This is a genomic window from Microcella sp. (genome assembly GCF_046296455.1).
Taxonomy (GTDB): domain Bacteria; phylum Actinomycetota; class Actinomycetes; order Actinomycetales; family Microbacteriaceae; genus Microcella.
Genome location: NZ_JBKBLF010000023.1, coordinates 21895 through 35800, shown reverse-complemented (window position 1 = coordinate 35800; position 13906 = coordinate 21895). Strand labels below are relative to the sequence as shown.

The window sequence follows — 13906 nt, the reverse complement described above, 5'->3', positions numbered from 1 at the left end:
GGGGTCGGCGGGCGTGGGCGGGGGTCGGTCGCTGGGGCGGGCCGACGGCGGGGTGAGGGCTGGCCGGGCGCGGGCTGGCCGGGCGCGGGCTGGCGGGGCGCGGGCTGGCCGGGCGAGGCCTGGGTGAGGGCCGGGGCCGGCGTGGGCTGGGTGAGGCGGGGCGGGGCTGGGCGGCTCAGCGCTTGGTGGCGCGCTCGGCCGAGACGAGGTAGGCGACCGCGGCGAGCGGGATGGGCAACCACGAAGGGCGGTTGCGCGCCTCGTACATCGCCTCGTAGACGGCCTTGTCGAGCTCGAAGGCGTCGAGCAGGGCGCGGTGCTCGCGCAGGTCGAGTCCGCACTCGGCGATGTACCCGTCGAGGAAGGCCGCGCGAGCCTCGCGCGCCCAGTCGGCGCGGGCGGCCTCGAGCGCGAGAGCGTCGAGGTCGAGCGAGGCCGTGTCGATCGCGCCGGCCGCCGCGCGGCTCGCGCTGCGCAAAGACCCGACCGCGTAGTCGAACGAGCGCAGCATGCCCGCGACGTCGCGCAGCGGCGAGTCGACGCGCGTGCGCTCGACGAGAGGTCGCAGCGGCTCGCCCTCGAAATCGACGAGCAGCCACTCGCCATTCGGGCGTCGCAGCACCTGCCCCAAGTGGTAGTCGCCATGGATGCGCTGCAGCGCCGGCCACGGAGCCTCGCGCGCCGCGTCGTACACGGCCTCGATCGAGGGGCGCAGCTCGCGCAGCTGCGGCACATCCGACATCGCCACGGCCAGCCGCTGATGCCAGCCGGCCACGAAGCCCACGATGTCGCCGAGGGTCGGCTCGCGCGAGGGCATGCACGCCGCGAGCGCCGTGTGCACCTCGGCCGTGACGCGGCCCAGCCGCTCGGCGTCGTCGGCGAACGACTCACCCCGCTCGGCGGCCTCGAGCGCGAGCGGCCAGCCGTCGCGCACGCCCGGAATGAACTCCTGCGCGAACGCCAGATGACCCGTCGAGGGCTCGTCGGTGTGGGTGTCAGAGCCGTGCGGGTCGATCCAGGTCGCGGTCAGCGAGCCGAGCATCCGCGGCACCGAACGGTTGCCCGCGCTCGTGAGCGCCGACTGCAGCACAACGTCGGGGTTCTCGCCCGCGTGCACGAGCCGAAAGATCTTCGCCACGAGCGGTGCCTCTGAGCCCGCATCGAAGATGATCGAACTGTTCGACTGCTCGCCGCTGTGCACGCGCGAGACCTGGTTGTCGCGGTGCACGCCGAGCCGCCGCAGCAGGGCACGCGTGTAGACGGAGTCGTGGGCGCCATCGAAGAGGTAGTCGTCGTGCTCGTCGCGGCCGATGAAAGCGGCCCCCGTACCGCGCGGGATCGTGCTGCGGGCGACGATCGGCACGTGGTACAGCGAGGGCGGGTTGTTGGCGGTGTCGCGCACCAGCAGCACCCGGATGCTCGCATCCGGGTCGTCGCTCTGCCACTCATGACGGCTGACCTCGACCAGGTTCGGTACGCGGCCCTTGCCGGCGTACCACCGCTGGCGCGTCATCCAATCGGTGAGGCACTCCATCGTGCTGTGCATGCTTCGACCATACACAGGGCCCCGACGGGCCCCGTCAGGAACGCCGGTCGCGCAAGAACCCGTTCATCGTCGCCGTGAGTGGCGCATCGACCGGCAGCGGTGCGCCGTCGACCGAGCGCACGGGGGCCGCGTGCCGCACACTCGACACGAGCCACGCGGCGTCGGCGCCGCGCAGATCGTCGGGGCTCAACGGCTCGACGGCAGTCGCGAGACCCCACTGGTCGGCCGCCGCGAAGAGGTCAACCTGAGTCGTGCCGGGCAGAATTCCAAACGCGTCGGGCGGCGTCGTGAGCGTGTCGCCGCGGCGCACGACGAGGGTCGACGTCGGCCCCTCGAGCAGCAGCCCGTCGCTCGAGACGAACACGACATCGTCGGCCCCCCGGCGCTGCGCCTCGCGCACGGCGGCGCGGTTCACGGCATACGACAGCGTCTTCGCACCCGCGAGCAGCCAGGGGCTCGTCGCGCTCACATCGCTGCGCAGCCCGCGGTCGAGCAGCACGACGTCGATGCCCTCGGTGCGCTCGCGTCGAAACTGCGGCGACACCGTTGCGTAGGCCCAGCCCGTCGGCACGGGCGGGCCGCCCGCCGCCGGCAGCTCGACGCCGCGCGACAGGGCGGTCTTCACCCAGGCCTCGTCGTGATCGGCGAGGCGGTGCGCAAGGGCGAGCACAGCATCCCGCCACACGGTCAGGTCAGGAGCGGGCAGGTCGAGCATGCGCGCCGACCGTGCGAAGCGCTGCAGGTGCGCCTCGAGCGCCTGGGGGTGGCCCTGGCCGATGCTGATGGTCTCGAAGATGCCGTCACCGCGCGTGGCCGCGACGTCGAGCACCGAGAGCTGGGCCGCGTCGGCGTCAGCCTCGACGAGGTGCGAGGCCTCGCCCGCGATGCCGGCGACGACGAGCAGCAGGTGGTGCGGCGCGGTCATGCAGTGAACGTATACCCGCAGTCGCTGCTGCGGCACTCGAACGCGGGCGGGTCGGGCTGGTGCACGACACCACCCAGCGCGATCTCACCGCGCAACGCGGCGCGGATGTGCTCGGGCTGCGGGTAGCCGTAGTGGATGGGCAGGGGCGACAACGTTCCGCATTGCGGGCACGTCGCCACTCCCGGCCCAGGGGCGGTGTCGTCCATGCGCACAGTTGACAGTCGACCACTGACATTCGTCAAATCCGATGTCGCCCGTCGACAAGACCGACCGGTCTGTTTCGGCGCTCAGCGCAAGTCGGCCCGCACCACGGCAATCGGTCCGGTGCTGCGGCGACCGTGGCCGACTCCGCGCACGCCGCGCGTGTGCACGCGGTTGATGAGCACCGCGAGGGCCGCGAGCACGATGATGAACGCCGCGATCGCGACGACGTAGATGACGACGCCGGTGACGCCGTTCGGGCCGTCGGGCTCGAGGAACGGATACGGGTACCAGCCGGTGATGCCGCCGCGCACCATCGTGACCCCCACCCAGATGAGCGGATAGCTGACGGCCAGCCACAGGGTCGACCACGCGATGCGCACGCGCCCCGGCGTCAGCAGCCAGTCGAGGGCGATGTAGATCGGAATCCACACGTGCAGCGACTCGTTGGGCCACACCGGCCCGACGTAGCCGTCGTCGTTAGGGATGTCGCGCAGCAGCAGGTTGTAGACGACCGCCGTGACCAGCGCGTACGAGAACACGCTCGCGCGGATCGCCGTGTAGAGCCGGGTATCGCGCTCGTGCCGCAGGGCCATGATGCCGCCCGCGATGAGCACGACGATGTTGATCATGGCCGTCTGGATCGTGAAGTACGCGAAGTACTGCGTGGGCTTGAAGCGGCCCACCGAGATCTGGTCGGTGATCTGCGTGATGAGGGCCGCGAGCACGATGAGCCCGGCAATGATGCTGATGATTCCGGCGATGTGGCGCAGGGTCGAGAGGCGCGCAGCGGCGGCCTTCTCGCCGAGGGGGGAGGGTGCAGTCACTTGCCTGACGTTAGCAAGAATCGTGCATGTCTACGCATGAATCTTGCAGAGCATCCCTCACCTGATCGGGGTTTTTCGTGCGACGCCCTGTCTAGGCTGGAGGGGTGGCGATGTTCGAGGTCAGCGTGGTCTACCTGACGCGCGAGGTCACGACGGCCGAGGGCCCCCGCACCGAGGTGCTGCTCGGCCGCAAGCGCACAGGCCTCGGCACTGGGCGGTTCGTGGGGCCGGGCGGCAAGCTCGAGCCGGGTGAGACGGCAGTGGATGCTGCGGTGCGCGAGGTGCGCGAAGAGACGGGCCTCGAGGTGGCGGCCCGCGATCTCGTGCCGATCGCCGAGATCGCGTACCCGTTCATCGACCGGCCGCAGTGGTCGCAGTTCTCGTGGGCGTTCACGGCGACGCGGTACTCGGGCGAGCTGCGGGCGAGCGACGAGTTGGAGCCGCAGTGGTTCGGGGTCGACGCGCTGCCGCTGGGCCGCATGTGGGCCGATGCCGCGCTCTGGCTGCCGCGGGCGCTCGCCGCAGACTACGTCGCCGCGACGCTCACGTTCGGGGCCGGCGACACCGTGGTCGCCGAGCACTGGGGCGAGGCGCGCCGCAGCTGATCAGTCGCTCGTCGGATCCCCGGCGAGCCCGAGCACGTCGAGCAACCAGGCGAGCTCGATGGCGCGCTGCTTCCAGGCCGAGTACCGCCCGCTGACGCCGCCGTGCCCGGCCTCCATCTCGCACCGCAGCAGGGCATCCGCCCCCGCTTCGCGCAGCCGCGCCACCCATTTGGCGGGCTCGACGTAGAGCACGCGCGTGTCGTTGAGCGAGGTGACGGCGAGGAGGCGCGGATACGCCTGCGGGCGCACGTTCTCGTACGGCGAGTACGCCTTCATGTAGGCGTAGATCTCGGGGTCGTGCAGGGGGTCGCCCCATTCGTCCCACTCGATGACGGTGAGCGGCAGCTCGGGCATGAGCATGCTCGTGAGCGGGTCGACGAAGGGCACGTCGGCGAGAATGCCGGCGAACAGCTCGGGCGCGAGGTTGGCGACCGCGCCCATCATCAGTCCGCCCGCACTGCCGCCTTCGGCGACGAGCCGGTCGGGCGCGGTGACGCCGCGGTCGATGAGGTGCCGGGCGACGGCGACGAAGTCGGTGAAGGTGTTGGTCTTCTGCGTCGTCTTGCCGTTCTCGTACCAGGCGCGCCCGAGCTCGCCGCCGCCGCGCACGTGCGCGATGGCGAAGACGACGCCGCGGTCGAGCATCGACAGGCGCGGGATGCTGAAGCCGGGGTCGATCGACGACTCGTAGCTGCCGTAGCCGTAGAGATGCAGTGCGCTCGGCGCGGCGCTCGCGTCGCCGTCGAGCGACCCGACGAGCCCCTTCTTCCACACGAGCGAGATCGGCACGCGCGTGCCGTCGGCCGCCAGGGCCCAGTCGCGGCGCTCGGCGTAGTCGGCCGGGTCGTAGCCGCCGAGCACGGGCTGCTGCTTGAGCACCGTGACGGCCGCGGCGCCCTCGCGCGCGCGCGCGACGTCGAGGTTCGCGACGGTGGCAGGCACGGTGAAGCTCGCCCAGCCGATGCGCAGCAGGGGCTGGTTCCACTCGGGGTTGCCGCGGGCGCCGATCGACACGAGCTTGTCGCCGTCGAGGGGCGCGCTCAGTTCGACCCACGCGCGGGGGGCCGGGATGCTCGCGCCGGGTTCGGCCGCCGGCCAGTGCAGCGCGCCGAGGTCGGTGGCGGGCTCGAGCGGCGCGATCGCCGTGCGGGGCAGCCCCTCGGCCCGGTAGTCGAGCACGAGGAACCGCGCGAAGGCGTCGATGCCCTCGACCCGACGGCCGGGCTCGTGCGGCACGAGCGTGACGGGCGTCTCGAGGGGAGCATCCACGGGCACCGCCACGATCTGAAAGTCGGGGGCCTCGTGATTGTGCGTGATGAGCCAGAGATCGCGCCCGCCGATGACGGCGTGCTCGAGGTCGTACTCGACGGCCTCGCGGCGCGGCCAGACGACCGCGAACTCGCCCTCGGGCGTGTGCGCGTCGAGCACGCGGGTCTCGCTCGTGATGCTCGAGGCGGCCTCGATGACGAGGTAGCGTCCGCTGCGGGTGCGTCCGGCGCCGACCCAGTAGCTCTCGTCGGGCTCGTGAAAGACGGCGACATCGTCGGCACGCGGGGTGCCGACGCGGTGCCGCCAGACGGTGTCGGGGCGCCACGACTCGTCGACGGTCGAGTAGAAGACGAACTGCCCGCTGGGGTCGAAGAAGGCTCCGGCGGCGGTCTCGGTGATCTCGTCGGGCAGGGTCTCGCCCGTCGTGAGGTCGCGGATGCGCAGCGTGTAACGCTCGTCGCCCTCGGTGTCGACGGCGAACAGCAGCCAGCGGCCGTTGTCGCTGACGTCGAGTGAGCCGAGCGAGAAGAAGTCGTGCCCCTCGGCCTCGACGTTGCCGTCGATGACGACCTGCTCGCCCTCGCGCGGCTGGCTCGGGTCGGGCAGCGGCGGCGGGGGAGTCCACGCGGCCGGATCGCGGGGGTTCGTGGGGTCGATTGGCGTCGCCGGCACGCGGCACTGGATGCCGTACTGCAGCCCTTCGACCGAGCGTCCGTAGTACCACCAGTCGCCCTCGCGCACGGGGATGCTCATGTCGGTCTCGAGCGTGCGCCCCTTGATCTCGTCGACGATGCGGTCGCGCAGCCCGTCGAGGTGGGCCATGCGCGCCTCGGCGTAGGCGTTCTCGGCGGTGAGGTGCGCGATGACCTCGGGGTTCTCCTTCTCGCGCAACCACTCGTAGGGGTCGAGCACGACGTCGCCGTGGTGCTCGCGGCGGTGGGGCTTCTGTGCGGCGCGGGGCGGGGTGGGGCGCAAGTCGTCGGTCACGGTTCCAGCGTAGGCGGGCGCACCAAGCTGGCAGTTCGCCCTGATCGCTAGGGGGATGCCCGAACGACTGTCATGATCGGCGCGCACCGCAGTCCCGAGACCCCGGACTCTCACCACCCGCCGCGCGCGTTCTGCGCCCGGCCCACCGGGAGTCGCCGACGGCGTCGTCTTCTCGCCCTACCCGAGCGACGGAGTCCTGCTGTGCCCACCCCTACCCCCGCCCTGCGCGGCGTCCCCCTGCGCACCGCCCCCGCGACCACGGGGCCGAACGCGACCGTCGTGCGCCGCTACTCGGTCGACGACGATGTGGCGCACACGCCGGTCAACGCCTCGATCCGCTCACCCTCGGTGCTGCTGTTCATCCTGCTGGCGCTGCTCGGCGCCCTCGCGTACACGGTCTTCCTGCTGAACCCGGCGAACCGCGGCGATCTGCTGCCGTTCTCGCTCGTGATCGTGGCCGAGGTCGTGCTCATCAGCCACGCGCTCGTCGCGCTCTGGACGATCCTGTCGGGCGGCCAAGACCCGCGCGGATTCGCCTTCCACCAGGCGCAGAACGATCTCTTCGAGCAGGATGCCGATGCCGACCCGCGGGCGACCCAGTCGCCCGAGCTCACCCCGATGCAGCTCGGCGGCGCACCCGCCACGGTCGACGTGTTCATCACCGTCTACGGCGAACCGCTCGAGGTCATCGAGCGCACCGCCCGCGCGGCCCTCGCCCTGCACGGCGAGCACCAGACCTGGATTCTCGACGACGGCCGCAGCGACGACGTGCGCGATCTGGCGGCCGAGATCGGGGCGCGTTATGTGCGGCGCCTCAGCAGCAACGGCGCGAAGGCGGGCAACGTCAATCACGCGCTGAGCCTCACGTCGGGCGAGTTCTTCGCCATCTTCGACGCCGACTTCGTTCCCGCCCCCGAGTTCCTCGTCGAGACGGTGCCGTTCTTCGTCGATGAGAAAGTCGCATTCGTGCAGACGCCGCAGGCGTACGGCAATCACACGACGCTCATCGCGCGCGGTGCGGCCTTCATGCAGTCGCTGTTCTACCGATTCGTGCAACCGGGTCGCAACAGCTTCAACGCGGCCTTCTGCGTCGGCACCAACGTGATCTTCCGGCGCACGGCGATCGAGAACGTCGGCGGCATGTACACCGACTCGCAGTCGGAAGACGTCTGGACCTCGCTCATGCTGCACGAGAAGGGCTGGACCTCGATCTACATCCCGATCATCCTCGCGATCGGCGACGCCCCCGAGACGATCGAGGACTACACGAAGCAGCAGATGCGCTGGGCGACCGGCGGATTCGAGATCCTGCTCACCCGCAACCCGCTCAATCCGAGCCGGCGCCTCACGCCTGACCAGCGCATCCAGTACCTCGTGACGGCCACGCACTACTTCATCGGCATCGTGCCCCTGCTGCTGCTGCTCGTGCCGCCGCTCGAGATCTACTTCGATCTGCGACCGGTCAACCTCAGCGTCTCGGGCGGCGAATGGTTGCTGTTCTACTTCGGCTTCTACGGGCTGCAGATTCTGCTCGCCTTCGCGACGATGGGCTCGTTCCGGTGGGAGACCCTCATGCTCGCCGCCGTGTCGTTCCCCATCTACCTGCGCGCGCTCACCAACGTCCTCACGGGCCGCCGCCAGCGCTGGCACGTGACCGGGGGAGCCCGCCGCCGCAGCTCGCCGTTCAACGTCATGGTCACGCAGACGCTCTTCTTCGTCTTCCTGCTGCTGACCTCGTTCATCGCCCTCTACAAAGACGCCGGCAACGGCGCTCTGACCCTGGCCACCGCCTGGAACGTCACCAACACCCTCATCATCGGCGCGTTCATCGTGACCGCGGTCGTCGAAGCGCGGCGCATCCGTCGCGATCGCCGCGCGGGGCAGCACGCCGTCGCCGTCCCCCTCCGCCTGACGAAAGCAGCCGTCTCATGACCTGGTCCACCCGATTCCGCCTCTTCTTCGGCACGCTCGTCGTGCTCATCCTCGTCGCCGCGCTGACGGTGTCGCTCTCGCAGCGCAAGGGTGAAGCCACCGCCACCTCGGCTGAGATCGATGCCGTCACCTACATCGTCGGCACGGACTACGCCGGGGCGGTCGTCGAGCAGTTCGTCGCGCGCGGCGACCTCGTGAACCCCGGCGACCCGATCGCCACGATTCAGAGCAACGATCTGGCCCGCGACCTGAATGACGAGATCATCGTGCGCTCGAGCGAGGTGTTCCAGGTGAACGCCGACGGCACCCTCACGGTGACCTCGGCGGTCGCGGGCGTCGTGCTCTCGATCGATGTGCCCAAGGGCGGCTATGCATCGGCTGGTGTCGGGATCGCGACGATCGCGGCAGTCGACACCGTGTTCGTCAGCGCCGAGTTCCGGCTGCCGCCCGCCGACTTCGCCCGCATCGTGCAGGGCGCCCCCGTGGTCGTCACCCTGCCCGACGGTGCTGTTCTCGCGGGCACGGTCGGCCCGGTCGAGACGACCACCGAGGGCGGCGAGGCGCTCGCCACCGTCGCCGTCGCGATCGACCCGGCCGAGTTCGCCGACCGCGGCGGATTCATCCTGCCCGGCACGCCGGTGACCGCGACCATGGACCTCCGCAACGACGACGTGCTCGCGACCTTCACCGGGTTCGTGCGCACCTTCGTCTCTGACGTGCGCGTCGCGCTCGCCCTGTGATCGCCCGTCGCGCTCGCGCGGGCGTCACGCTCGCCGGCTCGCTCGCCCTCGTCGCGGTCGTCTCGGTTATCTCGGGATGCTCTGCCGTCAACCCCGCCGCCCCCGACCTGCCCGGCAGCGAGCCGGGCACGGTGCTGCTCGATGCCGAGGTGGGGCCGCTGCTCGCGGCCGTGCCCGAGCGCTCGGTCGCGGAGGCACCGACGATGCGCCTCGCCGAGGGGCTTGTTCCGCCCACGAATCGCTGGTTCAGCGGACTCGTGTTCGGCGATGAACCCCAGCCGGTCTTCCCGCTGCCGCTGTCGTTCCGCCTGCAGGCCTCGGGCTTCGCGTTCGGCGTGCCGACCGTCACCTCGAGCCCCGCCCTCATCGCCGCTGCCGCGGTCGATCATGTGACGGTCGAGACCGAGGCGACGAGCGCGCTCGTCAGCGCCTACGACGAGGTTTCGGTGACGGTCGCGCTGCAGCGCGACGACGAGCGCCTCGCCGAGGTGTCGATCGCGCCGGGCTCGCCGATGGTCGGGTACCGCGCCGTCGTCGCGCACGATGTCGACCTCGGCGCGGCGGTCGCCCGGACCGAGCTCGACGGCGTGTGGAGCAGCACCGTGCAGGGTGCCGAGTACGGCCTCATCGCGCCCGAGGGGGAGCTGGGCGGCGAGGGGCGCATCCTGAGCCTGCCGCAAGGGGCGACGGCGACGTGGGTCGCGGTGCCGGCGGGGGTCGAGCTCTCCGAGCTCGTGCCGCACGCTTCGAGCCCGCTCTTGGGCGTCGAGGTGGCCTACGCCGTCGACGAGGACCGCGCCTCGACGGTGCTGAACTACCGCACGGCGGACGGCACGCCGACGCTCGTCGGATCGCTGCCCCACCAGAGCGATGCGCTGCCGGCGGCGGACGCCGTGTGCGAACTCGGCACGTTCGCGACCGTCTCGGGAGAGATGACCCTGTGCGCGGCGCCCGCGCTCGCCTTCGCGGTGCCGGCCACGGCGCCGACGACCGTCGAGGGGCTGAGCGGGCTCGACCTCGCGGGCCTCGACGACGCCGATCGCGCCGAGCTCGTGAGCGTGCTCAGCCTCGAGGCGGGCACGCTGCCCGACCTTCCCGCCGACACCTACTTCGGTGGCAAGGCGCTCGCCCGCATCGCGACGCTGCTATCGCTCGCGCGCGGTCTCGACCAGCCCGTGATCGCCGAGGCGCTGCACGAGCCGCTCATGACCGAGCTGCGCACGTGGATCGAGCCCGCGGGCTGCGCGACGCGCGACGACCGCTGCTTCGTCTACGACCCCGCCCTGCGCGGCATGGTCGGCCTCGTGCCGTCGTTCGGGTCGGAGGAGTTCAACGACCACCACTTCCACTACGGCAGCTTCATCTACGCCGCCGCGATCGCCGCCCAGGGCGATGAGGCCCTCGTGGCCGAGCTGCGCCCGATGATCTCGCTGCTCGCCGCCGATGTGGCGAGCTCGGGCGGCGAGCTCTTCCCGACCCGACGCGCGTTCGACCCCTACGCGGGCCACTCGTGGGCCTCCGGCTACTCGCCCTTCGCCGACGGCAACAACCAGGAGTCGAGCTCGGAAGCCGTCGCGGCTCACCACGCGCTCGCGCTGTGGGGCGCGGTCGCGGGCGATGCGGCGCTCGAAGACGAGGCCCGGTGGATGCTCGCCCTCGAGTCGCACGCCGCCCTCACCTCGTACACGGCCTTCGATGCCTCGGCCGAGATCTACGCCGGCTACGACCACGGCGTCGTGGGCATCGTGTGGGATGGCAAGCGCGACTACGCCACGTGGTTCAGTGCAGAGCCCGCCGCCATCCTCGGCATCCAGCTGCTGCCGATGCGTCCGGGCACCGAGGGCTCGCTCGCGGCCGGTTCCGAGCGCATCCTGTCGAACATCGCCGAGGCGACCGCGTCGGGGCCGTCTCCGCAGTTCGCGGACTACCTGCTCATGTACCAGGCGCTCGCCGGGCCCGAGCAGGCCGAACTCGCGCTCGAGGCGGCGCGTGCGCTGCCGTATTCGAGCATCGACGACGGCAACTCGCGCAGCTACCTGCTCGCCTTCATCATGGTGCAGCGATGAAGCGGCGTGGCCTCTCGGGCCCTGCCATCCTCGCCATCATCACGACGCTCGCGTGCGCGCTCGCCGTCGCGTCGATCGTGATCATGCTCGGGCTCCTGCCCCCCGACGACCTAGCGCAGCTCGGCCGACTGGCCCAGTAGAGCGGCGCTGAGGCGCACCGCGGCACGGCAGGGGTGGCGTGCCGCGGTGGTGCGCCGTGTTCTGCGCGTGCGCTCTCCGCCGCGTCAGAGGTCGGGCGTCGTAGGCTCGGAGGCACGATGTCTGATTCTCCCCTGGCGGCGAACCCGTACGACGTGCTCGGTGTGAGCCCGACGGCGAGCGATGACGAGCTGCGCAAGGCCTACCGGCTGCGGTTGCGCCAGGCGCACCCCGACACGGGCGGCTCGGCGGCCGAGTTCGACGCCGTGCAGCGGGCCTGGCAGCGGGTGGGCAGCCCCGCGGCCCGGTACGCCTACGACTCGGGGGCGGAATCCAGTGCGGGCGCAGGCGGCGGGCGCGCGTGGGCGCAGCACGGCGGCGGGGCGACCGGCCCGGGGCGCTACGACTCGCGGCCGAACGCGAAGTCGTACGGGCATCCGGGAGGGTGGTACCGCGAGCAGTACCTCGCGAACATGCGCGAGTGGGCGGGCCGCGGCGTCGAGCTGCCCGACCCCTTCGACGCGGCGCTCGTGCGCTCGGCTCCGCGGCAGATTCGCCACCTGCTCGCCGCGGCGATCGCCGAGGAGCGCTCAGCCACGGCCCTCGCGACCCTCGGCCTGGGATTCACGGTCTGGCACGACGTCGTCGCCGGCCCGCGGGCAGAGGACAAGCTCGACCACGTCGTGCTCGGCCCGACCGGCCTCTGGGCGGTGCTGAGCGAAGACTGGGGCGCGCCCGTGCGCGTCAAGCGCGGTGAGCTCATCGGCGAGGGCCTCGAGCCCGGCGAGAAGCCGCTCGCGATGCTGGGCGGGCGGGCCCGCGTGCTCGCGCGCGCCGCGAAGGTGAAGTTCTCGGCGCTCGTCATCGTGGTCGAAGACGACCAGGCGGCCGAGTCGGCGGTCGAGCTCGGCAGCGTGCGCGGCGCGCAGGGCATGTTGGTGCAGCGCTCGCGCCTCGTCAACCTGATCCGCACCGGGCTGCCGGGTGTCGGCGTCGGGGGAACCGACCTGTTCGAAGTGCGCACGCGCCTGCAGGCGGCCGTGCGGTTCGTGTGAGCAGGGCGCCTCGCGCCGAGAGTCGTGATTCGTGGCGCGAGTCGCTGAACGTTCGACGACTCATGCCACGAACGGTGACTCTCGACGATCGGCCTGGGGTGGGTGCCGGGGTGGGTGCTAACCTGGCTAGGTCATCACGCCAGGAGGGGGAGGCGCATGGAGCCGGTCAACATTCTGGATGCCCGCAACAGCCTGTCGAAGCTCGTCGCGGCGGCCGAGAACGGCGACGACGTCGTGATCGCCAAGCGCGGCCGCCCGGTCGTCCGCCTCGTGCCGGTCGAGCAGCCGCGCACCACGGCGGGGGCACTCGCCGAGCGGCTGGTGCGGAATCCACCGCCCCACTCGCGCAGCGCGGCCCAGATCGATGCCGACATTCGCGACGCTCGCGAGAGCTGGGGTTCGTAGGGCGTGATCTACCTCGACTCGTGCATCCTCATCTATGCCGTCGAAGACGAGGGGGAGCGCGGCCGGCTCGCACGGCAAGCGCTCGCCGACCACGCCGATGACGAACTGGTCGTGTCTGCGCTCGTGGTCATGGAGTGCCTCACCGGCCCGTTGAAGCGCGGCGACCTGGCTCTCGTCGACTACTACCGGTCGACCCTCGACGCGGTTGGGCGCACGCCGTTCGATGAGGCGGTGTTCGTGCGGGCCGCCGAGTTGCGCGCCCGGCACGCGATATCGACTCCGGATGCCCTGCACCTCGCCGCGGCGCAGAAGGCCGGCTGTTCGGCTCTCTGGACGAACGATCGCCGCCTCGAGCGTGCCGCGCACGGGCTTGCCGTGGCCATCGTCGAGGCGTCGTGAGCGCGCGGGTCGCGGGCGTCGACCTTGCGGCGGAGGCGGCGGGCACCGCGGTCGCGGTGTTGCGGACCGACCGCGGAGCGCTCGACCCTGGCGCCGGGGGAGGGTCTGGAGGGGCGACCGTCGTGCTCGAGTCGCTGCGGCTCGGCGCCGACGACGACGCCGTGCTCGAAGCGACCCGCGACGCGAGCCTGATCGGCATCGACTGCGCGCTCGGCTGGCCGGTCGACTTCGTCGACTTCGTGGCCCGTCAGGCGAGCGCAGCGCGCCTGACGAGCGACGACACGGGCGACCTCGCCTGGCGCCGCCGCCTGGCGTACCGCGAGACCGACCGCGCCGTGACCGAGCGCACGGGCGCGCGGCCCCTCAGTGTGGCGACCGACCGGCTGGGCATGACGGCGCTGCGGTGCGCGGTGCTGCTCGACCGGCTGGCGGGCGACGGGCGCGTGGTCGATCGCTCGGGGGAGCATCCGAGTGCCGTCGTCGAGGTGTACCCCGCGATGGCGCTGCGCGTGTGGGGGCTGGCTCGGCCGGGCTACAAGCTGACGCCGGATGCGCGCTCATCGCTCATCGCCGACCTGGGCCGCGCGGCTCCGTGGCTGCAGTTCGGCGAGCACCGCCCGCTCATGACGACTTCGGCCGACGCGCTCGACGCCGTGCTCGCCGCGCTGGTCGCACTCGCGCACGAGCGCGGGGCGAGCATCCCGCCCACCGCCGACCAGCGGGAGCGGGCGCGGGTGGAGGGTTGGATCGCGATCCCGACGGTCGGGCTGGCCGAGCTGGGCGCGATACTCTAGAGGTTTGGGGCCGGGCC

At 71.6% G+C, this 13906-nt stretch carries 14 protein-coding genes; 9 read left to right on the top strand and 5 right to left on the bottom strand.

All coding sequences use genetic code 11. The features are described 5' to 3' along the window. Positions 1-175 precede the first annotated feature (175 nt). The 4 genes from ACK4HH_RS11135 to ACK4HH_RS11120 all read right to left on the bottom strand — a co-directional run bounded on the left by ACK4HH_RS11135 (position 176) and on the right by ACK4HH_RS11120 (position 3499). A complete protein-coding gene (locus ACK4HH_RS11135; RefSeq protein ID WP_409651779.1) occupies positions 176-1546 on the bottom strand; it encodes a maltokinase N-terminal cap-like domain-containing protein in 1371 nt (456 codons plus the stop codon). 34 nt (positions 1547-1580) lie between these two features. Then, entirely contained in the window at positions 1581-2471 is an 891-nt protein-coding gene (locus ACK4HH_RS11130; protein ID WP_409651775.1) for an aminotransferase class IV, read from the bottom strand. Beyond that, positions 2468-2677 (bottom strand): hypothetical protein, encoded by a 210-nt coding sequence (locus tag ACK4HH_RS11125; protein WP_409651773.1) that lies wholly within the window; start codon positions 2675-2677, stop codon positions 2468-2470. The genes ACK4HH_RS11130 and ACK4HH_RS11125 overlap by 4 nt, the downstream gene beginning before the upstream one ends. Before the next feature lie 81 nt (positions 2678-2758). After that, entirely contained in the window at positions 2759-3499 is a 741-nt protein-coding gene (locus ACK4HH_RS11120) for a Pr6Pr family membrane protein (RefSeq protein ID WP_409651770.1), read from the bottom strand. 110 nt (positions 3500-3609) lie between these two features. On the opposite strand from ACK4HH_RS11120, the gene ACK4HH_RS11115 reads away from it, so the two are divergent. Next, positions 3610-4104: an 8-oxo-dGTP diphosphatase gene (locus ACK4HH_RS11115; RefSeq protein WP_409651782.1), complete on the top strand. Its 495-nt coding sequence runs from the start codon at positions 3610-3612 to the stop codon at positions 4102-4104. On the opposite strand, the gene ACK4HH_RS11110 is transcribed toward ACK4HH_RS11115, so the two are convergent. Next, entirely contained in the window at positions 4105-6360 is a 2256-nt protein-coding gene (locus ACK4HH_RS11110; RefSeq protein WP_409651767.1) for a S9 family peptidase, read from the bottom strand. A gap of 201 nt (positions 6361-6561) precedes the next feature. On the opposite strand from ACK4HH_RS11110, the gene ACK4HH_RS11105 reads away from it, so the two are divergent. The 8 genes from ACK4HH_RS11105 (at position 6562) to ACK4HH_RS11070 (ending at position 13889) form a co-directional block, all read left to right on the top strand. Continuing rightward, positions 6562-8292 carry a glycosyltransferase family 2 protein gene (locus ACK4HH_RS11105; protein ID WP_409651764.1) on the top strand — a complete coding sequence of 577 codons (1731 nt, stop codon included), beginning with the start codon at positions 6562-6564 and terminating at the stop codon, positions 8290-8292. Continuing rightward, positions 8289-9032, top strand: a complete 744-nt coding sequence (locus ACK4HH_RS11100) for an HlyD family efflux transporter periplasmic adaptor subunit (RefSeq protein ID WP_409651762.1) — start codon at positions 8289-8291, stop codon at positions 9030-9032. The genes ACK4HH_RS11105 and ACK4HH_RS11100 overlap by 4 nt, the downstream gene beginning before the upstream one ends. Beyond that, positions 9029-11098, top strand: a complete 2070-nt coding sequence (locus ACK4HH_RS11095) for a glycosyl hydrolase (RefSeq protein WP_409651759.1) — start codon at positions 9029-9031, stop codon at positions 11096-11098. Before ACK4HH_RS11100 ends, ACK4HH_RS11095 begins: the two co-directional genes overlap by 4 nt. After that, the gene (locus tag ACK4HH_RS11090; RefSeq protein ID WP_409651756.1) at positions 11095-11238 is read left to right on the top strand and encodes a hypothetical protein; all 144 of its coding nucleotides are present in this window, start codon (positions 11095-11097) and stop codon (positions 11236-11238) included. Before ACK4HH_RS11095 ends, ACK4HH_RS11090 begins: the two co-directional genes overlap by 4 nt. A gap of 117 nt (positions 11239-11355) precedes the next feature. After that, positions 11356-12291 (top strand): J domain-containing protein, encoded by a 936-nt coding sequence (locus tag ACK4HH_RS11085; protein WP_409651753.1) that lies wholly within the window; start codon positions 11356-11358, stop codon positions 12289-12291. A gap of 156 nt (positions 12292-12447) precedes the next feature. Beyond that, positions 12448-12696 carry a type II toxin-antitoxin system Phd/YefM family antitoxin gene (locus ACK4HH_RS11080; protein ID WP_409651751.1) on the top strand — a complete coding sequence of 83 codons (249 nt, stop codon included), beginning with the start codon at positions 12448-12450 and terminating at the stop codon, positions 12694-12696. Between the two features lie 3 nt (positions 12697-12699). Beyond that, the gene (locus ACK4HH_RS11075) at positions 12700-13095 is read left to right on the top strand and encodes a type II toxin-antitoxin system VapC family toxin (protein WP_409651749.1); all 396 of its coding nucleotides are present in this window, start codon (positions 12700-12702) and stop codon (positions 13093-13095) included. After that, a complete protein-coding gene (locus tag ACK4HH_RS11070) occupies positions 13092-13889 on the top strand; it encodes a DUF429 domain-containing protein (protein ID WP_409651746.1) in 798 nt (265 codons plus the stop codon). Before ACK4HH_RS11075 ends, ACK4HH_RS11070 begins: the two co-directional genes overlap by 4 nt. Positions 13890-13906: the final 17 nt, after the last annotated feature.